Origin of the sequence: Algoriphagus sp. AK58 (assembly GCF_014324365.1) — a bacterium.
In the GTDB taxonomy this organism is placed as follows: domain Bacteria; phylum Bacteroidota; class Bacteroidia; order Cytophagales; family Cyclobacteriaceae; genus Algoriphagus.
This window is the reverse complement of sequence record NZ_QEIG01000016.1, coordinates 61,011-82,640: the sequence shown is the minus strand read 5'-3', so window position 1 is coordinate 82,640 and position 21,630 is coordinate 61,011. Positions and strand designations below refer to the sequence as shown.

The following is a 21,630-nucleotide window of genomic DNA, read 5'->3' as shown; positions in this document are numbered from 1 at the left end:
TTCCTGTTTTTATTCCCCGTTCCTTCCGAACAGGGTTGCAAAAGTAAGAAGATCTTTTCACCCCGCAAGAGAAATCTGAAAATATTTTTTTTCTTTTTCCCTCCCCGAATTCCAGAATCGGATTCTATTCCTTTTCCAAATCTCTTCTACTCCCGATTTTCAATCTTACCCCCGTGCCGTTCGCGTCGTTTGGGAGTGCAAATATCTGAGGATTTTATCAGCTGGCAATACCTTATTCGATAATTTCCTCAACTTTTTCCTAAGTGGCTGAAATTGAAAAGGAAATTTTTCACCAAATAAAAAAGCCCTGCCAAAGAAATTAGCAAGGCTTTAAACTCTCTAAATTTTGATTTTTAAAGCTTTTTCAAAACAATATTTCGCCAATAAACCTTGATCCCTCCACCATCATGAATCTGAAGTAGCACTCCACCTTTTCCTTGGCCTATTTTTTCATCTGAAAAATTAACCATCTCTACGCCGTTGACATAGGAGGTGACATTATCTCCCTTCACCACAATCTTCATCTTATTCCACTCACCAAATTTCAACGCTTTGTCTTTGGCGGGATCAGGCTTGATCAACCATCCCCTTCCATAAGACTCATAGATACCACCTGTATCATTACCTGGAGGAGCTACTTCGACTTGCCATCCTGAGACCTTGGTACCATCCACTGTAGAGCGAATAAACACTCCGCTATTTCCATTAGCCTCTTGTTTAAACTCTAATTCAATTTCGAAGTCATCATAGTTTTCTTCTGTACCCAAATAGCCATACCCTTTGTCTGGACCGCTTTCAGAAACCAAAAGTCCATCTTGGACATACCATTTCTCTGTACCGTAGATCTTCCAGCCCGTAAGGTCTTTTCCATTAAACAGCTTTACTTTCTTTTGAGAAAACGACACTTGTGCTACAACAAGCATCAATGCGAGGAGGATGATTTTTTTCATAGGGGTCTAATTTTAATGTTTTTGAACCAGACAGGATCGCCATGGTCTTGTAATGCAATGAGGCCTTTTTTGGCAATTTTATAATCCGGAAAGTCATTCCACTTACCTGAATTTCTTCTCGCTGTCCAATCTTCGGAATAAGGAACAAACTCTACCGTCTTTTTCCCGTTGAGCCAATAACTTGCTCCTTCAAGGGAAAAGATAATTTTGGAGGTATTCCATTCGCCTGCTGGCTTGACCACTCCTTCATAATCCGGCTCATACATCGCATAATCGCCTGCGAGTGATTGCCATTTTTCCAATGGCTGAGCGAATCCCAATTGATCGATGACCTGATATTCCGGACCTGTGTAGTAAGGAGCCTTATATTTAGGGCCTTCCACTACATGGTAGAAAACACCAGAATTACCTCCGGGGGAAATCTTCCAGGTAAATTCCATTTCAAACTCTTCAAACTCCATCGGACCAAAGACGATATCCCCACCAAAGTCCTCTCCACCTGTAGCTCCTAATCCTTTCATGGCACCATCTTCAATGATCCAATTGGAAGGAGTAGAATCCCCATTGAAAGCTCTCCAGCCATCCATCGATGTTCCGTCAAACAAGAGCATCCATCCTTCAGCTTTTTCTTCCTCTACCACTGCCTCGGCAGTTTCTTCTGTTGCTTTGGGCCCACAGGAAAAACCTATTCCCAAAAGCGCAATCCATACGAGATACTTTTTCTTCATAGTGTTTATATCAATTTCATGTTTACAGGATCCCACTTGATAAACTTATCCTGGAAGTAGCTGTCGTTGCAAAGCAAAGCAGGTGCGGCTGCACGGAATCCAAAAACAGGATCCTCTGCTACAGTACCACCTGTGCGAATGGCTCTAAACCAATTTCCAAAATGGTCATAATGCGCTCCCTTCCAAGAACGCTCTGCTTTATAAGACATTTCACGGGGTGGAAGGATTTTAGCCCGCTCTTCCTCTCCGGATGCAGCCCTTAATTTAGCTTGTTCTTGCATAAAAGGATCATCACTTTCTGCGTTGCTGTTCAATTTGACCACCACTTCTTCCCATTTCACGTCCATGGAGCCTTTGGTTCCGACGATTCTAAGGTAAGTTGTTCCGGAAGTTCCATCCACAAAATTGCATCTGAGAGAAAGATTGAAACCCGGATGCTCGGGAGTGTCAGGATAATCAAAACTTCCCAAAAGCACATCAGGAACCTCTCGACCGTCTTTCCAATACCTCAGGCCTCCTAAAGAGGCAATCTTGCTCGGACCTTTGGAATTGGTGATAAAATGCAAACTGGTGAAGAGATGAACGAACAAATCTCCTGACATACCGGTACCATAGTCCAGGTAATTTCTCCAGCGGAAAAACCGCAAGGGATCCCAATTCCGCTGAGCGGTATTAGAAATGTATCGCTTCCAGTCCACCGTTTTCTCATTTCCGTCAGCAGGCACGTTGTATTGCCAGGCTCCTTCGGGGGACATTCTCGCCCAAAATCCTTCGGCGTAAACAATATCACCGATTACTCCGGCTGCCAATAATTCTTTGGCCTTCTCATTTCCCAATGAAGAAATACCCTGCGAGCCAACCACCATGACTTTTCCTGATTTTTTCCAGGCATCGATCACTTCCTGACCTTCCTTTACAGAATGAACCATCGGTTTTTCGCAATACACATGCTTTCCGGCATTGAGTGCATCTATGGATATCTGCTTGTGCCAAGAATCCGGCGTACCAATAATTACCGCATCCACATCGGCTCTTTTGAGAATTTCTTTGTGGTCTTTGGTAAGGAACAGGTGATCACCCCACTTCTTTTTGGCTGATTCTAGACGGCCATCATAAAGGTCGCAAACAGCAACAAGAGAAACATTGGCGTGTTGCAAAGCCGTATTGGTATCTTCGGTACCCATGATTCCAGCTCCGATAAGTGCAAGCCTTATAGGCTTGTCGGCAGCGTCCTCTACAAGTCGGTTGAGGTATTTTACTTGACCGGTTTTTGCCTCGGCCATCAGAGCAGGTGCCAAAGCAGCCGCTCCCGTAGTTAACCCCAACTTTTTGAGGAAGCCTCTTCGGTTATTTTTCATGTTAGCAAACAGGTTTAATGTTAGAGGCCAAAAGTTAATTGAATTTTTTAAAAAAGTCCTGAGAGGTAACTGTAATTTTTACAAATGGAAATCGATTCCCTTTTCCCTCTTTGTCTATAATATTCGGAAATAGTCCGCAGAATGGACCAAACGACTTCCATACCATGAAAAAAGCTCTCCATCCACCAATTTGATCTGAGAATTGGGCAAAAGGGTGTGAAAAAAATCGAGGTGCTTTTCTTTAAACGGAAAAGGTTCTGAGCTCAAAAGCAAAAAATCCGGATTAAGCCTTTTCAAATCTTCCTTTTCCAAAACCGGATATCTTGACGTTTCAACAAGATTTTCAAATCCGGCCTTTTCCAACATGACATTAATAAACGTGTTCTGACCTGCTACCATGAACGGTTCATTCCAAATCAGATAGACACAGGTTCCCTTTTTGGAAATAGGCTGCTCAAAAGAGGATTTGATCTTTTGAATGATTTCCTGTGACTGGTTTTCTGTATGAGTAATCCGTCCAAGGTGCCGAATCATCTCATAATTATCCTCCAATGAAAAAATATCACTCATCCAGACTGGATACTTTTCAGCCAACTTTTCGATCCCCTCCCGATCATTTTCCTCTTTGTTACCGATGATCAAGTCAGGTTTTAGCGAATCAATCACCTCAAATCGGTAATTCTTCGTCCCTCCGACAATCGTTTTACTTTTTCTTAGGTGTTCTGGATGTATGCAAAATTTGGTCACACCGACGATTCGTGCCTCCAAACCCAAATCCACCAAAAGCTCAGTCTGAGAGGGAACTAAGGAAATAATTCGCTCGGGTGGTTTGGGAAGAAATAAGGTTCTGTGGAGTTGATCGGTGAAGTACATGATTGAAAAAGTTACTGGTTATTAGTTATTTGGAAAAAAGCAAAACCATGCCCTCCCAAAAACTAATAACCAATACACTATTAACTGATATATCTAAAATCAAAGCTTGGATCGAAGTCCACCAAGAAGGCATACATCAGATCGATCACCTGCTCGATATCTGCTTTGCTTGCCGTCTCCACGGTCGTGTGCATGTATTTCAACGGCAGTGAAATCAAAGCTGAAGGCACTCCCTCATTAGAATAGGCAAATGCATCGGTATCTGTACCGGTACTTCTGGAAGCTGCTGCCCGCTGGAAAGGAATCTCATTTTTCCGCGCAGCGGCTATGATCAAATCCAACAACTTCTTATGCACCGAAGCACCATAGGTTAACACCGGTCCTTTTCCGGCCGTCTGGTCTCCGCTCGTCACCTTATTATATAAAGGTGCAGTGGTGTCATGACACACGTCGGTGATGATGGCCACATTGGGCTTGATGCGATGGGCAATCATCTCAGCTCCTCGAAGGCCGATTTCTTCCTGAACGGCATTGACGATATAGAGACCAAAAGGCAATTGTTTACCTGATTCTTTGATCTTTCTCGCCACTTGGGCGATCATATAGCCACCGATTCTATTGTCAAGCGCTCTTCCTGACCAGAATTTCCCGTTGAGTTCGATCAGTTCATCTTGGAAGGTAATTACACAGCCCACATGAATTCCCATTTCCTCCACTTCGGCTTTGGAACGAGCCCCGACATCAATGAAGATATTATCCAAAGTCGGTGCATCTTCTTTTCCTTCTTTGCGCACATGGATGGCCGGCCAGCCAAAAACACCAGGGATAATGCCTTTGTCTGTGTGAATGTTCACCCGCATGGAAGGTGCGATCATGTGATCCGAACCACCATTTCTTCGAACATAGATATAACCGTCATCTTTGATGTAATTGACAAACCAACTGATCTCGTCCGCATGTGCTTCGATGACTACTTTGTATTCTGCCCCGGGATTGATCACCCCGACGGCTGTACCATAATTGTCAGTAAAATACGTATCCACAAACGGCTTGATATAATCCAGCCAAATCTGTTGACCCGAAGCCTCAAAGCCGGTTGGGGAGGCGTTGTTGAGGTAAGTTTTCAGGAATTGAGTTTCGTTTTCAAATTTATTCATAGAGTCAAGATTCTAAGGTCGTGTGATTTGATATTGAGTTAGTAGGTTATTGATTTGGAGAACCCAATTCGACTTTTTGCAGATGGTAGAGTATTTGAAAAATGGATTCCAAAATCAACTTTTCAGGATTAGCCACCAATTTCTAATAACTCAAAAACCAGTAACTTTTTTTCTAAAGCGGAATATTCCCGTGCTTTTTTCTCGGGAGTTTGTCCACCTTGTTTTCCAGCATTTTGAAGGCTTTAATCAGTTTGATTCGAGTGTCAGAAGGGACAATGACTTCATCAATAAAGCCACGATGAGCCGCTCGATACGGGTTGGCAAACTTGGCGGTGTATTCATCCACTTTTTCCTGTAGTTTGGCTTCCGGATTTTCGGCTTCGGCGATTTCTTTTTTGAAAATGATCTCCGCAGCGCCTTTTGCTCCCATCACCGCAATCTCGGCAGTCGGCCAGGCATAGTTCATATCCGCCCCGATGTGCTTGGAGTTCATTACATCGTAGGCACCACCATATGCTTTTCGGGTGATCACGGTAATTCTTGGAACGGTGGCCTCAGAAAATGCATAAAGCAACTTCGCCCCATTGGTGATGATGCCATTCCACTCTTGGTCTGTTCCCGGCAGAAAGCCCGGCACATCTACCAAAACCAGCAAAGGCACATTGAAGCTATCGCAAAAACGGACAAATCGGGCAGCCTTCACCGAAGCATGATTATCCAATACACCCGCCATAGATTGAGGTTGATTGCCTACAATGCCTATGCTACGCCCTGCAATACGGGCAAAACCCACCACGATATTATCCGCATAGTTTTCATGGACTTCGAGAAAAGACTCCTCGTCCACGATTCCCCTCACCACATCCCGCATATCGTAAGGGTGATTTGGGTTTTCTGGAATAATCGAGTCCAAGGCTTTTCTGGACTCATCTTTTTTCAACTCATACGGATAAACCGGAGCCTGATCCTCGCAGTTTTGAGGAATGTAACTCAGCAATCTCTTGATGTGGCGTATCGCCTCTACTTCATTGGCGCAGGCAAAATGGGTCACCCCTGACTTAGTGCTGTGGGTCGAGGCACCTCCAAGTTCTTCTGCGGTGACGGTTTCCTGAGTCACCGTTTTCACCACATTGGGTCCCGTCACAAACATGTAAGAAGTATTTTCCACCATCAGAATAAAATCCGTAATCGCAGGTGAATACACAGCGCCACCTGCACAAGGTCCCATGATGGCGGATATCTGAGGAATGACGCCGGAAGCCAAGGTATTTCGGTAAAAAATATCCGCATAGCCTCCAAGTGAATTGACGCCTTCTTGGATTCGAGCACCGCCTGAGTCATTCAAACCGATCACCGGTGCCCCGTTTTTCATGGCCAAATCCATGATTTTACAGATTTTTTCCGCGTGAGTTTCAGAAAGCGAACCTCCAAAAACGGTGAAATCCTGAGAAAAAACATAGGTCAATCGACCGTTGATTTCACCATAACCCGTGATTACACCATCACCGAGGTAATGCTCCTTGTCCAAGCCAAAATCCTTGGCGCGATGCATCACAAACTTGTCGATTTCCTCAAATGTACCTTCGTCAAGAAGCAAATCGATTCGCTCTCGGGCGGTTAGTTTTCCTTTTTTATGTTGGGCTTCTATTCGGGATTTCCCTCCTCCAAGCTCCGCTTCGGCATTTTTTTTGGCCAAAAGTTCGATTTTCTCTGCATTGCTGGGAAGGGTATACACTGGATTTTTTGGGTCAGTCATATTCGGGATTTTCGTTCTGCCACCAAATATAGTCCCTTGAGTGGATTGGAAAATTGAAAAATTAGAAGAATGGAAATTGAAGCGCAAAAATTCGATTTACCAGTAATCTTATTCTTTTTCACGCGATTACTCCTTTCAACCTTGTACTTTTCAAAAACTTTCTATATTCGCCCATCCAAAAATTTTGGCAGAATTATGAGTACCAGAAAGGCCGCGGTGATCGACATGGGGACCAATACATTCCATTTGTTATTGGTGGAATTGAACGGTGTCGGTTTTAGAACACTTTATAAAGAAAAGATCCCGGTCAAACTCGGTCAGGGAGGAATCAGCCAAAATCAACTTGCCCCGGATGCCCAGAAAAGGGCTTTTCATACACTCAAACATTTCAAAAACCTGATAGATGGCGAAGGCATCGATCAGGTTTTTGCTTTTGCGACCTCCGCTGTCCGAAACGCTGAAAATGGAGCTGAATTTGTCCAAAAAGTGAAGGAAGAAATCGGCATTGAAATCCATGTGATCTCAGGAGAAGAGGAAGCCCAATTGATCTATGAAGGTATCAATCTCTCCGGCTCACTCAATGGCCACATTAACCTAATGATGGACATCGGTGGGGGTTCGGTAGAATTTATCATCGGAACCTCACAGGAAGTTTTTTGGAAACAAAGCTTTGAAATCGGTGGACAGCGGCTGTTGGATGCCTTTCATTACCATGATCCGATTTTACCCGAAGAGGTGGAAAAACTGGAATCACATTGCTTCAGCAAGCTTCAGCCTTTATTAGAGGCTATTGAAAAATACAAGCCAAGTGGATTAGTTGGCGCATCAGGTACCTTTGATACCTTGACCGATATCTACTACGAATCCATGCTGCAATGCAAACTCACCGGTCAGCATGTTTTTGAATTGCCGACTTCTGAATTTGAGCGGATTTTTCAAATGCTCAAAACCAAAAACCGGGAAGAACGCCTGAAAATCCCGGGCATGATCGCCATGCGGGTAGATATGATCGTCGTGGCTAGCTGCCTGATCGAATTCATCCTGCGTTACGTACCCGTAGAGGCCATCGTTTGCTCGCACTATTCTCTGAAAGAAGGAGCCGTTTCCCGATTGCTCGCCGGCAAAGTGGCGGTTTGATTTTTTAATTTAGCCACAAAGGGATAGTTTGAATTTGCAGAAAGGTCTCAAAAAACCATCTGTGTATCTGTGGCTATTTGAAGAATAAAAAAATCATCTGTGCATCTGTGGCTTCACACCTTATCTTTGGGCCACGAAAAACACCCTCAAATGCAAAATTTCTCCTACGATCACCTGTACCGTTTCACCTATGACATGCTAACCAAAATAGGATGCCCGGAGTCCGATGCCAAAATCGCTACGGAAGTCCTGCTCTCGGCAGACCTGCGCGGAGTGGACAGTCATGGTGTGGCTAGACTGAGTGGTTATGTGAGACTGTGGGAAAAAGGAAGAATCAATGCCACTCCCAACGTGCGGGTAACCTACGAAACGCCCTCCACGGCTGTGGTCGACGGAGACAGTGGCTTAGGTCTGGTCGTGGCTCCTTTTGCTATGAAAGTGGCCATTGAAAAAGCCAAAAATGTGGGAACCGGCTGGGTTTCGGTGAAAAACTCCAACCACTACGGCATCGCAGGTTACCATGCCATGATGGCTTTGGAGCATGATATGATCGGAATTTCCTTGACCAATGCAAGTCCTTTGGTCTCTCCTACTTTCTCTAAGGAGCGATTGCTAGGTACGAATCCGATTTCTGTTGCAATTCCCGCCAAAGAGGAGCCTGCTTTTGTCGCCGACATGGCGACAACTACTGCCGCAAACGGGAAGCTGGAAATCCTCCAGCGCAAAGGTTTGGATACCCCAACAGGCTGGGTACAGGACAAAGAAGGTAATCCAACCACCTCCGCGAATGGAGTGAAAGATGGCGGTGCTTTGTTGCCCCTTGGTGGAGACAGGGAGCACGGTTCGCACAAAGGCTATGCATTAGGAGCAATTGTGGACATTTTCTCAGCGGTACTTTCCGGAGCAAATTACGGACCTTGGGTTCCACCGTTCGTGGCATTCCTAGACCCTCTTCCTAACTTAGTGGGAGAAGGAATTGGTCATTTTTTTGGCGCGATGCGTGTAGATGCCTTCCGACCAGCCGATGAATTCAAATCCCACATGGACAATTGGATTCGTCGATTCCGCTCGGCAGAACCCACACCCGGAAACGAAAAAGTGCTGATCCCCGGAGATCCTGAGCGGGAATTGGAAGCTATTCGAAGAGCGGATGGAATTCCTTTGCTGGATCCCGTGGTGAAGGACTTGACTCAATTGGGTGAACGGTTTGGAGTGAAGTTTTGATTTCAGATTTCGGATTTAAACAAACCATTGCTGAAGAAAAGATCTTCACTTCAAAAACCAACTGCCAATAGAACCTAATTCTCATTATTTCTGTACTTTAGAATATGGAATGGAAAGAAAGAATTGTTTCTGATAAGAATGTACTTCTTGGTAAACCTATTATAAAAGGCACTCGGATTTCTGTGGAATTCATTCTGGAAAGACTAGCTGATGGTTGGTCTGAATCTAAAATTTTGGAATCCTATCCGCACTTGAAGAAAGAAGACTTACAGGCAGTTTTTGTCTATTTAAATGAATTTGTCAAAGATGGATTGATGGTAGAACTTCGTAGCAGGGTTTCCTAATCAAGTTCAAGAAATGAGCGATTCCCCGAAAAAATTCAAACTTGACCGAACTTCTTTCGAAGCCAGAAATGCCTCAGAACAGGTTAATTATGGGAAAGCCTATCAAAACACAACTTGGCAAGAGCGACTTCGGATTCACCAATATTTAATTAGCATTGCCTACGGATACGATTTGGATAATCCGCCGCGAATGGACAAGACTTTTTTTCAGATCAATAAAAGAGAATAACTCTTCCCTCCATAATTCCCTTTTTGCCAAAAGCCTCATTTTCCCTTTTTCTGCCTAGTTTAGTCTTGAAATTGCCCCAAGCCCCAACTGGAAGAAAATGAAAAGAAGTTCACTAAGGATCATAGCCTTTTTAATAGGAGTTAGCCTGTTTTCCTGCAGTCCTAAAGCCACGTTCAGAATCATCGATAAGCCAATTACCTGGAATGCCGAAAGAGAACAACTCTCCATCCAATACCTGAAAGACCGGCATGGCTTGGAGAAAACAACCGCCACCATCGAACCCAAAATGGTGGTCGTTCACTGGACAGCTATCAATAACATCGAAGTGACTTTTGATGTGTTTAATCCTCCGACCCTTGGTGGACGGGCAGATTTGACGGGCGCCAGTAATCTGAATGTTTCCAGCCAGTTTTTGATTGACCGGGATGGGACAGTTTTCAGACTTTTACCCGACACGACCTTTGCTCGGCACGTGATTGGCTTAAACTATTTGGCCATCGGCATCGAAAACATAGGCAGCGACGACATGCCGCTTACCAAAGCCCAGCTCTTAGCCAATGAAAAACTAATCCGATACCTAAAGCGAAAATATCCCATCGACTATGTGATAGGGCATCACGAATACCAGAATTTCCAGAAAACTGATCTTTGGAAAGAAACGGATCCCAATTACCGAACCGTCAAAACCGATCCCGGAGACAAATTCATGAACCAGCTCAGAAAAAAATTGACTGACCTTAATCTTAAACCAGTTCCAAAACTCTAACTCATCGCTGTGATCTGGATCTTCTTCACCGTGGTCTGTGTCCTCACAGACCTCTATTTCAAAAAATTAATACCCTATCACCTATTTTCCTGATAAAATTACCCCATGCGCTCCTCCCAAAGACTCTTTTACCTTTTCCTGATCAGCATTCTTTTGGTTGCAGCTTGTAAGTCCAAAAAGCCAGTTGCAACCACTCCTACAAGACCCAGCACTCCCACCTCCACAATTCCTCCTAAAACCAGCGAAACCCTTCCTGCCAAACCGCTGCCTGCAGTTGCTCTAAAACCTTTGGCCTATCGAATGCCCGATATCCCACGGGAATTCCGCGGAGTGTGGATTGCCACTGTCGCCAATATCGACTGGCCGGTATCCCCAGATTCCCCATGGGAAGTTCAAAAGCGGGAATACATCAAGCTCTTGGACTACTATAAAAACCTAAATTTCAATGCGGTCATCGTGCAAATCCGGACTGCCGGGGATGCCTTTTACCCGAGCAATTATGCGCCTTGGTCCAAATACCTGACAGGAAAGCAAGGTAAGGCCCCGGCAACCCAAGAAAATCCGCTGACCTGGATGATCAAAGAAGCACATGATCGTGGACTGGAGTTTCACGCTTGGCTTAATCCCTATCGGGCTACCATGAACCTCGAAACGAGCGACCTCAGTCCCGAGCATGACTTTTTCAAACATCGAAACTGGATGCTAAAATATGGCACCAAGTGGTACTATGACCCGGGATTGCCTGAAGTGAAAAATCACTTATTGGCTATCATCCAAGAAGTCGTGACCAACTACGACATTGATGCGATTCACTTTGACGACTATTTTTACCCTTACAAAGAACCTAAGCTGGAATTCCCGGATAAAGCTTCCTACGACAAATACAAAAAGCCCGGACAGTCGCGGGACGATTGGAGAAGGCAAAATGTCAACGATTTGATTTTGGCACTCAGCCAAACCATCAAGGCCCAAAAGCCTTGGGTGCAGTTTGGGATTTCCCCTTTTGGGGTTTGGAGAAATCAAAGCAAAGACCCAAAGGGATCACCCACTCAGGCCGGTCAGACCAATTACGATGACCTCTACGCGGATGTCTTGCTTTGGATGAAAAACAAATGGATCGACTACCTGATTCCTCAACTCTATTGGAGCATGGAACACCGATTGGCTTCGCATCGCAAACTGGCCGATTGGTGGTCCAACAACAGTTATGGAGTTCCAGTATACATTGGAAACGGGCCTTATAAAATCCGGGAAGACTCCGATGAGGCTTGGAAAAATCCAGCCGAACTCAACACCCAAGTCAACTATGCCCGGACTTTGCCCCAAATCCAAGGCAATGCTTTTTTCTCTGCTAAATCCATTTACATCAAAAATCAGGACATCGCCCAGCGGTTGAAAAACGAGGTGTATGACAGACCCACTCTTCCTCCTTCCTTTGAGCCAAAGACGCCAACGATTATCGATATTCCGGTGGTATTTGATGTAAAAACCACTACCGAAAAGACTCAAATCAACCTCGAAAAGCCGCTCGATCCCGCCATTCGGTATGCCATGGTACAGGGAGGAAATGACCTGAACACCCTTCACGAGGCGATTATTCATACGGCTTGGGTAGGTGGATCGAGAGTCCGATATTTAGAAGTACCGAGTTTGAATACCGAGTATTTGGCCATCCGCTGGATTGATCACTACGGCCGAATCGTGCAGACTCAGGTCTTCCAAACCCCAAAATCCACCCGCCCATGAAAGATATGCTCGTTCGCCTGATGGAACTCCCCGACGCCTCCGAATTGGAAAAGAGACTGTTGGAAAAGGAGAAAATCGTGTTTCGAAGGGCTATCGCTCCTGAAAAACACCTCGTCAGTGAATGGGTGATGGAGCAGTTTGGTGCCTATTGGAAATCAGAAGTTGAGGTAGCTTTTTCGAGACAGCCGGTTTCCTGTTGGATCGCCCAAAGAGGCAATGAGCTCTTGGGCTTTGCCTGCTACGAATGCACCGCTCGCAATTTTTTCGGCCCCACAGGCACCAAAGAATCCGAACGGGGAAAAGGAATTGGCAAAGTTCTCTTGATCAAATCCCTCGAATCCCTTCGGGAAATGGGCTACGCTTACGCCATCATCGGAGGAGTAGGCCCGGCAGAATTTTATGAAAAAGCCGTAGGTGCGAAAATCATAGAAGGCTCCGAAGTCAGTATCTATCAGCATTTACTTAGAAAATCATGACCCAAAATTCCTCCAAAAACCCATGGATTTGGGTGCCCACGCTCTACCTCACCGAATCACTCCCCTATGTGGTCATCATCACGGTATCGGTGATCATGTACAAAAACCTCGGCATCTCCAATGCAGATATCGGGTTGTATACGTCCTTCTTGTATCTACCTTGGGTCATCAAACCGATCTGGAGCCCGATTTTGGAGCTTTTTGGAAATAAGAAACAGTGGTTTCTCAGCATGCAGCTGATTCTTTCCCTGGTCTTTTTGGGGGTGGGATTGACAACGGGAGCGGATCAGTTTTTTACGATTACCTTGGCTTTCTTCTGGATGGGGGCCTTTGCCTCAGCGACCAATGACATCGCTTCAGATGGACTATACCTGATCGCCTTGAAGCCCGATCAGCAGAGCTTTTTTGTAGGAATGCGAAGCACGTTTTATCGTGTTGGGATGATTACGGGACAGGGTTTGATTGTGGTAATTGCCGGAAATTTGGAGCAAAAGTTTAGCGATCCGGCGCAGGCTTGGTCTTGGACCATGATCGGTGTGGGAGCCTTGATGCTGACCTTGACGGGCGCGAATTACCTTTCCACCCCAAAAGTCATCGAGGCACGCGTGGCCAAAGAAGATCAACCCAGTTTTGGCAAGGTATTTTCCACCTTTTTCACCAAAAAAAATATTGGCCTTTCTTTAGGCTTTGTCCTGCTTTATCGACTGGGCGAATCCCAATTGGTCAAGATGGCTTCTCCGTTTTTCCTGGACTCCAGAGAAGTAGGAGGATTGGGCTTAAGTACGACCGAGGTGGGTTTTATTTATGGCACCTTGGGTGTCATCGCTTTATTGGCTGGTGGAATTTTGGGAGGGATTTTGATTTCGCGTGACGGTTTGGGCAAATGGATGATGCCCATGGCTTTTGCCATCAATGCACCGAATATCGGATACATTTTCCTTGCTTGGCTCCAGCCAGAAAGCGTCGTTTTCGCCACTACGGTCGTATTTATCGAGCAGCTGGGCTATGGATTTGGATTTGCTGCGTTTATGGTTTTCCTGATTTTCTTGGCCGAAGGAATTTTCAAAACCGCCCATTATGCCCTTGCAACGGGCTTCATGGCCATGGGCATGATGCTTCCCGGGATGCTGAGCGGATACATGCAACAATGGCTTGGCTATCCCGGATTCTTTGTGTGGGTGGTGATCGCAACGATTCCGGGATTTGTGATGGCGTATGCGGTGAAGTATCCTAGGGAGTTTGGGAAGAAAGCAGAAAGCTAAATTCAGAAATCTGAAACTTCGAAATTCGATGTTCAGCGTTCGGTGTTCGATATTTTTAATAATGAATATCGAACACCGAATGATGATTAGCGAAGTCTGACAAAACATTACACAGAGACGGGAGTGGGGACACTCCCTTGGGCGATCGAAAACTGAAGCTTCGACTGATTAATAATGAATATCTAACGCTGAATGATGAATTACGAAGTGCCAAAAGCACAAAAATGATATGAACAAACACCAAAAAATCGCCCAATGCTTCTCCCCTGCGGCATTTATTCACGATACGGAGGAAAATTACCAAGCCATTGAAAGGCTAATCAGAGAGCAGGAAATCGGCGGGCTAACTTTTTTCCACAGCCGACATTCCGCTGCCGCGAACTTTGAAAAGCGTGCGGAAGTATTAGACGTTTCGGGCACTTTTGAAATGCTGATCGGATTGATCAACCGCTATCAAGCCATTTCCAAAATCCCACTTTTAATCAGCATCGACGGGGAATACGGCTTGGCGATGCGTATAGAGAAAACTCCCCAATATCCTTTTGCCATTACCCTTGGCGCTTTAAAAGAAGATGCGGAAAGATGGGTGGAAGAAGTCGGTTACCGCATGGGCTTGGACATGAAGCGATCCGGCATTCACCTTAACCTTGCTCCCTGCGCCGATGTCAATACCAATCCCAACAATCCGGTGATTGGTTATCGCTCTTTTGGAGATGATCCTGAAAAAGTGGCTCATCTCGCCTTTGCCGCCTATTCCGGAATGAAAAAAGCAGGAATCGGCGCTTGCTTGAAGCATTTTCCCGGGCATGGAGATACGGCGACGGACTCGCATTTGGGGCTGCCGATCCTGAATAAAACCAAGGCTGAACTCGAAACAGAGGAACTTCTCCCCTTTCAATACGGCATCGAACGAGGGGTGGAAATGATCATGGTAGGGCACTTGGCAGTACCTGCTTTAACCGGAGGAAAAGACATTCCAGCCAGCATTAGTCGCGAACTCATTACCGATTTGTTAAAGGCAGAGATGGGCTTCAAAGGACTAGTGATCTCCGATGCCCTGAATATGAAAGCCGTGGCAAACCTCTATCCCGAACCCGGCGAACTCGAATGGCAGGCTTTCCATGCCGGAAATGACATCCTGTGCTTTTCGGATCATGTGAAAGAAGGAATTGAAAAAATCGCCCAAAATGCCTCAGATAAGGAAGTCGATGCTGTTTTTGAAAAAGTTATGGACTTGAAAAAGCGCTTGGGTGTGATGGAGACCAAGACTATTGAGGTTCCTATCTTCGACTGGGAAAGCCACTCGAAACTCCAAAAGGACTTGGCAGAAAACTACGTTTCGGTGATCTCTGGAGAGATCAATCCTGAAGAACTCAAGGCTTTGGCAAAAGCCGGAAAGCTGGGTTACCGGGAATTTTTCACACAAAACTCAAGTATCTTTTCCCAGCACCTGGATTTATCTTTCGCCCCAATCAATCAGGCAGAAAAAGTGGTTTTGGCCGTGTTTGTCCCCAGTCACAAGCCCTTGAATCAGTTTGGAATGGATCAAGGAATACTGGATGAAATCCAAAAATTGGCGAAAAGCAAACCTTGCATTTTGATTCATTTTGGAAATCCTTTAGCCCTAAAGCATTTGGGGAAATTGGAAGATTTTGAAGCGGTGATTTGTGGTTATCAGTTTTTTGGGGAAACACAAAAAAGAGTGGCCGCACTTTTCAAATAACTCCACCTCCATGCAACCCATAGGAGAGCTTTCCAATCTTGCCTAAAAAAATGAAATCGCTAACCACGCTTATATTAGTTTTCCTATTGGCGTTTGCAGCCAAGGGACAAGAATTGATTTTGGCCACCTACCGATACGCAGAGAATGACCGAATCAAAAACATCACTCCTCTGGCAGATGAGATCAGCAGGCAAACCGGGATGCAGGTAAGTGTAAAAAGCTATCCAACTGTTCATGAATTTGTCCAAGCCATCCAAAACGATGAAGTGGATATTGCATTGATCAATACACTAGGATACCTGCTTTTGGAGTCCAGCAATTCAGCCTATTCCATGTACCCTTCACTTGTCTTGCAAATCAGAGATAATGCTAAAGACAATTACAAAACGGCTATAGTCTCAAGTACTGCTTCCGGAATCCGTACCTTGGCCGATGCAAAGCAACAGGCTGAGCAAACTAATTTGCTTTTGGTAAGTCCGGGGTCCACTTCCGGCAATCTGGTCCCCAGACTGATCTTTAATTCTATTGGAATACAGTCTCCTGAGTCGGTTTTTAAATCAACCTCCTACGGAAAAACCCATAGAGCCACTTTGGAAGCGGTGGTGGATGGAAAAGTGGAACTGGGTGCTTTGGGTAGCAATGAGTTTTTTGAGTCTCAAAAAAATCCGGAATTGGCAAAGAAAATCCATTTGGTTTGGCTTTCCCCTGAGATCCCTTTGGGACCTGTTTTGCTACACAAAAAAATCGACACCAAAACTGCAAAAGCCATTCAAAACATTTTCCTTAATCTCCATGAAAGCAATAAAGCTGCGTTGGAGGCAGTCAAATCTGGCTGGAGTGAGGCCAGCCAGACTGACCAATATTCGGCCATCGGCAAGGATTACTACAATTCATTCCTGAACCAGTCCGGGGATAATAAGGGGATGGAGAAGATCCTCAAGCAGTTTTCAAACTAGATTTTTTTAAAAGCCAGTGGTCTTTTTTAAGGCCCAGATCTTAAAATTTGGTCAGAAAAAAGCCCTTCAGACTTTCATCTCCGAAGGGCTTTTTCGATCATTTCTCCACCGAAAAACGATACTCGATGTTATGCACGTACTTCTCGCCAGGATTTAAGATCGGGCTGGGGAAATTGTCATGATTGATGGCATCAGGCCAGTTTTGGGATTCCAGGCAGAATCCCCAATGCTTGTCGTAAACTTTTCCATCCGCACCGGTGAATTTGTCCAGGAAGTTTCCGGTATAAAACTGTACACCCATATTGTCAGAGTACATGTCCATTACGCGGCCGCTCTCCGCATGGCGCACACGGACAAAGTGCTTCATATCCGCTGATTTTTCCCGCTTCATTACCATGTTGTGGTCAAATCCACCTCCATTGGCAGTGATCTGATCGCCGAGAATCTTTGGTGTACGGAAATCGAAAGGAGTTCCGGTCACGTCTTTCACCTCACCTGTAGGGATCAATTCATCATCCACCGGAGTATAGGCATCCGCCCAAAACTGAAACTCATGATCCTGGGCATCCCGCTTCATTCCTCCTAGGTTGAAGTAAGTATGATTGGTCAGGTTGAGGATAGTTTTCTTGTCTGTGGTAGATTCAAATCGGATTCGAAGCGTATTGTCGGCAGTCAATTCCATCCAAAGAGTTGTTTCCAGATTGCCAGGATAGCCTTCTTCCCCATCCACGCTGAGGTAAGTCATTTTCACCCCGACTACGGAATCGTTAGAGTAGGTTTCAGGAGTCCAAACCTTTTTGTTGAAACCTTCTACCCCTCCATGCAGGTGGTTGTCTCCATTGGTTTTGGCCAAGGTATATTTTGTTCCATCCAACGAGAATTCGGCATTGGCGATCCGGTTGGCCACACGACCGGCTGTAGCCCCGAAAAAAGGATTAGGTTTGGTTAGGTATTCCTCCACAGTATCAAAGGTGAGGGTGATATTCTCTTTGTTGCCGTTTTTGTCCGGAGCAATGATTTTATGCACCAAGCCTCCATAGTTGGAGAGTTCGACTTGCATGGTGCCGTTGTCGAGGACATAATGGAACACCGGCTGGCCCTTGTGTTCGGCCACTTGTTCTGCTTTGATCATAAGGTTGATTTCTTCTTTAATAGGTTCTTGGGTTGGTTTTTGGTTGCAGGCAAAAGCCATCGAAAGGATAGCTGCTGTGCCTAGGATTGAGGTGTATTTCATGTATTTTGGGATTGCAATATTTGAATGTGAGAAGCTTTATTGGAGAACCCGGAATCGCTATTCATTATTCGACGTTCAACATTCAATATTAATATCGAATACTGAACACCGAATCTAGAACAGTAAAGGTCTTGTCACTTTTTCTAAATCTACTGTCGCAGATACTTCTGCCGAATCAGATTCAACTCCAGCTGCAACTCATCCCGCTGGATAAATTTCCCCTGAATCATGATCGCTTGAGGCTTTTGCATGGTGGTCAAGTCTTCCAATGGATTTTTTTGTACTAATACAAATTCAGCCGCAGCTCCAGGTTTCAAAACGCCCCACTGCCCTTCCTGCCCCATGTATTTGGCAGGATTGACTGTTCCGGTTTTTAGGATTTCGTAATTGGACATGCCGGCTTTGGACATGGATTCGATTTCTCGATGGATAGAAAAACCGGGAACATTAAAAACCTGAGGAGAATCCGAACTCATGATCATCGGCACTCCGGCTTTGTGAAGTTCGAGAAAAAGCCACTGACGAAATTCCAAATAGGGTTTCACTTTAGCCTCCGCCAACACCCCATCTGCTTCCATTTTGGATTTGGTATTAAACCACTGGGTTACCAATAAGCCGGGCAGGTATAACATCTCGGGTTGCTGACGCAATTCGTAAGCGGGTTGATATCCGAAATAGCGCTCAAACAAAGTCAATGTTGGCGCCATCCAAGTTTTGTTTTCCAAACAAAGCTGAATCAATCCGGCGAGTTTGCTTTTGTCGACCTGCCCGACCAGGTTCATGTTAAAAGGACCGGAAACGGTCGGATCAATCACCGTCCCGTCAGGAAGCATGGCCTCCAAAAACCCGTCAATATGCTCCACCGAGCGATAGCCACGAGTCACGGAAGTAACCAAGCCCACATCTAAGGACACATGGCCTCCATAGAAAATGCCCTGCTTTTTGGCTTCATCCGCGATTGCCAAGAACTTAGGTGTATCCAAACCCGGATGCAACTTGAGGTGATCGTATCCCGCTGCTTTTTGTGCTCTTACCATCGCCCGACCCGCTTCCGGATCAGCGACTGTATTTCCATTAAAAGAGGGGCCAGAGACAAAAGTCCGAGGGCCAAGCAATTCCCCTTTCATCACCCGATCCCGAAGTGCCAAATGGGACTCATGACCGAGCATGCTTCGAATCCTCAGTACGCCATTGGCCAAGTAAAGCATCATCACTTCTTCCTGAAACTCTGGGCCGTACTGCTCGGGATTGGGCAGGTGTCCATGAAATTCGGCCAAACCAGGGAAAATATACATTCCCCGACCATCCAAAGTTCGTACGCCCACTGCTGAAATTTCATTCTCAGGTGCAATCTCCATGATCACTCCGTCCTTGACATAGATCGAATGGTCTTCCAAGACCTTGTCATCCAGCATGGTGATCACATTCAAGTGATTGATCACAAGTTCCTGTGCAAAAACCGAAACAAAAGAACAGCTCAGAAAAAGGAGTGAAAACAGGATTTTAATTGGTCTCATAGCCTGATGGGTTAAGTTGGGAAACTTAAGTTCGGCCTTTCCCTTTTGTAAACCAATCCGGTGGTGGATTTTTTGTTTTTGCCACAAAGACAGAAAGGCGCAAAAGGATGTTTAATAGAGAAAAGGAAAAAGAGTGAAAAACATTATCTGTGCATCTGTGGCCAAAAAAGTGGGGCTGAATCGCTTCAGCCCCTCGTATTTCCAATTTCGTATTTCAGACTTAAGAATTCCACTGCGTGTGGAAAAACTTCCCGCTTGGATCGTCTTTGCGCTGATAGGTATGCGCTCCGAAATAATCTCGTTGAGCCTGAATGACTGAAGCGGAAGACTCTGCTGTGATTCTTCCCAGCAAATAATTGATCCCCGCACTCATCACCGGCAAGGCAAAACCATGCGTCAAACCCAAACCAACCATTTCCGCCAAGGCTTTTCTTCCAGAAATCACTTGGTTTTTCACACCAGCCATTTCAAAGAAGGATACCTGATCGGAATAATTAGCTGAAATTGTCTCCATCAAACCGGAACGAATGATACAGCCATTGGTCCAGATTCGAGCGATTTCGTTGAAATTAAGGTTCCATCCTTTGGTATCTGAGACAGTTTTCATCAAGCGGAAGCCTACCTCGTGGTTGATTATTCGGGCCAAAGCATAGGCTTCTTTGATTTTGGGCAGCCACGCTTCGAGTGAACCTTCAACTTTTTGGAATTCATGTTGGAAGGTCTTAGAAAACGCCACGCGCATCGCTTTTTCTCCTGAAACTCCCCGGGCATTCACAGCCTCGGCCAATGGACTGTACGGAATTCCGTATTCTAATGCGGTCGTCAGAGACCAAGCACCGGTACCTTTTTGGCCAGCCTGATCAAGGATTTTATCCAAGAGCAATTCTCCGTTTTCCTTGAAAAGCAACAAATCCGCAGTGATTTCCAATAAGAAGGACTTCAATTCACCTTTTCCCCAATCCGAAAAAATCGCAGATACCTGCTCAGCAGAGCAACCAAACCCAAATCGCAGCAAGTGAACCAACTCCGCCAAAACCTGCATCTCACCATACTCGATGGAGTTGTGCACCATTTTGATAAAGTGGCCCGAGCCTCCCGGACCTACATAGGTTACGCAGGGCTTTCCGTCTTTGTCTTTGGCAGAAATTCTTCCCAGGAAATCTTCCACCATCGCATAGCCTTCGGCATTTCCGCTGGGCATGATGGAGGGACCTTTTCTCGCCCCTTCTTCTCCGCCGGACACACCCATCGGTAAAAAATGCATCCCAACTTCCTTAAGTCGATTGACTCTTCGGTCAGAGTCAAGATAAAACGAATTGCCACCATCGATGACCAAATCGTCCTTTTCCAAAATCGGAATCAAGGCGTCCAATTGGGCATCAATTGCGGCTCCGGCAGGAATCATCATCAAAATCCGACGTGGCTTTTCCAAAGAATCCACAAACTGCTGTAAGTCCTCGAACGCCAGCATATTGGAAAATTCCGGATTTTCATCGAGCACTTTTTTGGCGATGCCTTCTTCTTTTCCGGCGACAAATCGATTGTAAAGTGAGACGGGAACGCCCTTTTCGGCCAGATTAAGCGCCAGGCTTTTGCCCATGACGCCCATCCCGATGACTCCCATTTTCATGTTCATAGGTTGAGAAGTTAAATAATGAAGGGAAGCTTCCAGCAATTGCTCAGGAGTCCCCGTGATATCAAGTAAGAATCCGCTTTGTGGCTTTTCCCAAACGGCAATTTGAGAATCCAGCATTCCGGCTTTCATGTAATGGTTTTTTCGGGCAAGCATTCGTTCCCAAATCAAATCCCGACTTCCGGTGAGATGAATCCAGCGGAGATTATCAGAAACTGACAGCTTTTCCCGATAAGAATTTTTCAAGGCAGAACAGGCCAAAACGGCACCGCCTTTTTGCTCAGAAGTCAAGAGCTGATCCGCTAAAGCCTGAAGCCAAGGCTGCCGGTCTTCATCATTAAGCGGATGCCCCGCGCTCATTTTGGCGATATTTTCCGCAGGATGAAAATGATCTGCATCGAAAAAAGGAAGACGAAGCCTTTCGGCCAAGAGCGTTCCAAGGGTAGTTTTCCCCGTTCCCGATACACCGGTGACGATTACAAGCATGGGGCGAAGTTAAGTTTTTATGGTCTATCCGCTAATTTTTAAATCTTCCAATTTTTCAATTTTTCAATCCTTACC

Annotated in this window: 19 protein-coding genes; 10 read left to right on the top strand and 9 right to left on the bottom strand. The window is 45.5% G+C overall.

Going from position 1 to position 21,630, the window contains the following annotated elements:
• Positions 1-353: 353 nt before the first annotated feature.
• The 6 genes from DDT91_RS15010 to DDT91_RS14985 all read right to left on the bottom strand — a co-directional run bounded on the left by DDT91_RS15010 (position 354) and on the right by DDT91_RS14985 (position 6,822).
• The gene (locus DDT91_RS15010; protein WP_187177007.1) at positions 354-950 is read right to left on the bottom strand and encodes a DUF1080 domain-containing protein; all 597 of its coding nucleotides are present in this window, start codon (positions 948-950) and stop codon (positions 354-356) included.
• Positions 947-1,678: a DUF1080 domain-containing protein gene (locus tag DDT91_RS15005; protein ID WP_187177006.1), complete on the bottom strand. Its 732-nt coding sequence runs from the start codon at positions 1,676-1,678 to the stop codon at positions 947-949. Before DDT91_RS15005 ends, DDT91_RS15010 begins: the two co-directional genes overlap by 4 nt.
• Positions 1,679-1,683: 5 nt before the next feature.
• Positions 1,684-3,036: a Gfo/Idh/MocA family protein gene (locus DDT91_RS15000; protein WP_187177005.1), complete on the bottom strand. Its 1,353-nt coding sequence runs from the start codon at positions 3,034-3,036 to the stop codon at positions 1,684-1,686.
• Between the two features lie 114 nt (positions 3,037-3,150).
• Positions 3,151-3,909 (bottom strand): ABC transporter substrate-binding protein, encoded by a 759-nt coding sequence (locus DDT91_RS14995; protein ID WP_187177004.1) that lies wholly within the window; start codon positions 3,907-3,909, stop codon positions 3,151-3,153.
• 80 nt (positions 3,910-3,989) lie between these two features.
• Positions 3,990-5,066 carry a M42 family metallopeptidase gene (locus DDT91_RS14990; RefSeq protein ID WP_187177003.1) on the bottom strand — a complete coding sequence of 359 codons (1,077 nt, stop codon included), beginning with the start codon at positions 5,064-5,066 and terminating at the stop codon, positions 3,990-3,992.
• Between the two features lie 172 nt (positions 5,067-5,238).
• Entirely contained in the window at positions 5,239-6,822 is a 1,584-nt protein-coding gene (locus DDT91_RS14985; protein WP_187177002.1) for an acyl-CoA carboxylase subunit beta, read from the bottom strand.
• Between the two features lie 195 nt (positions 6,823-7,017).
• Between DDT91_RS14985 and DDT91_RS14980 the strand changes: the two genes are divergently transcribed.
• The 10 genes from DDT91_RS14980 (at position 7,018) to DDT91_RS14935 (ending at position 16,685) form a co-directional block, all read left to right on the top strand.
• Complete coding sequence (locus DDT91_RS14980; protein WP_187177001.1) at positions 7,018-7,959, top strand: exopolyphosphatase; 942 nt, start codon at positions 7,018-7,020, stop codon at positions 7,957-7,959.
• Positions 7,960-8,109: 150 nt separating this feature from the next.
• Positions 8,110-9,183, top strand: a complete 1,074-nt coding sequence (locus DDT91_RS14975) for an Ldh family oxidoreductase (RefSeq protein WP_187177000.1) — start codon at positions 8,110-8,112, stop codon at positions 9,181-9,183.
• A 104-nt stretch (positions 9,184-9,287) separates the two neighbouring features.
• Positions 9,288-9,527 carry a DUF433 domain-containing protein gene (locus tag DDT91_RS14970; protein WP_187176999.1) on the top strand — a complete coding sequence of 80 codons (240 nt, stop codon included), beginning with the start codon at positions 9,288-9,290 and terminating at the stop codon, positions 9,525-9,527.
• A 13-nt stretch (positions 9,528-9,540) separates the two neighbouring features.
• Positions 9,541-9,756: a hypothetical protein gene (locus tag DDT91_RS14965; protein ID WP_187176998.1), complete on the top strand. Its 216-nt coding sequence runs from the start codon at positions 9,541-9,543 to the stop codon at positions 9,754-9,756.
• A 97-nt stretch (positions 9,757-9,853) separates the two neighbouring features.
• A complete protein-coding gene (locus tag DDT91_RS14960) occupies positions 9,854-10,522 on the top strand; it encodes an N-acetylmuramoyl-L-alanine amidase (protein ID WP_187176997.1) in 669 nt (222 codons plus the stop codon).
• A 105-nt stretch (positions 10,523-10,627) separates the two neighbouring features.
• The gene (locus DDT91_RS14955; RefSeq protein ID WP_187176996.1) at positions 10,628-12,268 is read left to right on the top strand and encodes a glycoside hydrolase family 10 protein; all 1,641 of its coding nucleotides are present in this window, start codon (positions 10,628-10,630) and stop codon (positions 12,266-12,268) included.
• Complete coding sequence (locus tag DDT91_RS14950; RefSeq protein ID WP_111393100.1) at positions 12,265-12,744, top strand: GNAT family N-acetyltransferase; 480 nt, start codon at positions 12,265-12,267, stop codon at positions 12,742-12,744. Before DDT91_RS14955 ends, DDT91_RS14950 begins: the two co-directional genes overlap by 4 nt.
• The gene (locus DDT91_RS14945) at positions 12,741-14,006 is read left to right on the top strand and encodes an MFS transporter (protein WP_187176995.1); all 1,266 of its coding nucleotides are present in this window, start codon (positions 12,741-12,743) and stop codon (positions 14,004-14,006) included. Before DDT91_RS14950 ends, DDT91_RS14945 begins: the two co-directional genes overlap by 4 nt.
• Before the next feature lie 229 nt (positions 14,007-14,235).
• Entirely contained in the window at positions 14,236-15,729 is a 1,494-nt protein-coding gene (locus DDT91_RS14940; protein WP_187176994.1) for a glycoside hydrolase family 3 protein, read from the top strand.
• A 50-nt stretch (positions 15,730-15,779) separates the two neighbouring features.
• Entirely contained in the window at positions 15,780-16,685 is a 906-nt protein-coding gene (locus DDT91_RS14935; RefSeq protein ID WP_187176993.1) for a phosphate/phosphite/phosphonate ABC transporter substrate-binding protein, read from the top strand.
• Between the two features lie 97 nt (positions 16,686-16,782).
• Here DDT91_RS14935 and DDT91_RS14930 read toward each other — a convergent pair whose 3' ends face one another.
• The 3 genes from DDT91_RS14930 to gndA form a co-directional block, all read right to left on the bottom strand.
• Positions 16,783-17,919 (bottom strand): aldose epimerase family protein, encoded by a 1,137-nt coding sequence (locus tag DDT91_RS14930; RefSeq protein ID WP_255502136.1) that lies wholly within the window; start codon positions 17,917-17,919, stop codon positions 16,783-16,785.
• A gap of 149 nt (positions 17,920-18,068) precedes the next feature.
• Positions 18,069-19,436 (bottom strand): amidohydrolase family protein, encoded by a 1,368-nt coding sequence (locus DDT91_RS14925; protein WP_187176992.1) that lies wholly within the window; start codon positions 19,434-19,436, stop codon positions 18,069-18,071.
• 220 nt (positions 19,437-19,656) lie between these two features.
• Positions 19,657-21,555, bottom strand: a complete 1,899-nt coding sequence (gene gndA / locus DDT91_RS14920) for an NADP-dependent phosphogluconate dehydrogenase (protein WP_187176991.1) — start codon at positions 21,553-21,555, stop codon at positions 19,657-19,659.
• Positions 21,556-21,630 lie beyond the last annotated feature (75 nt).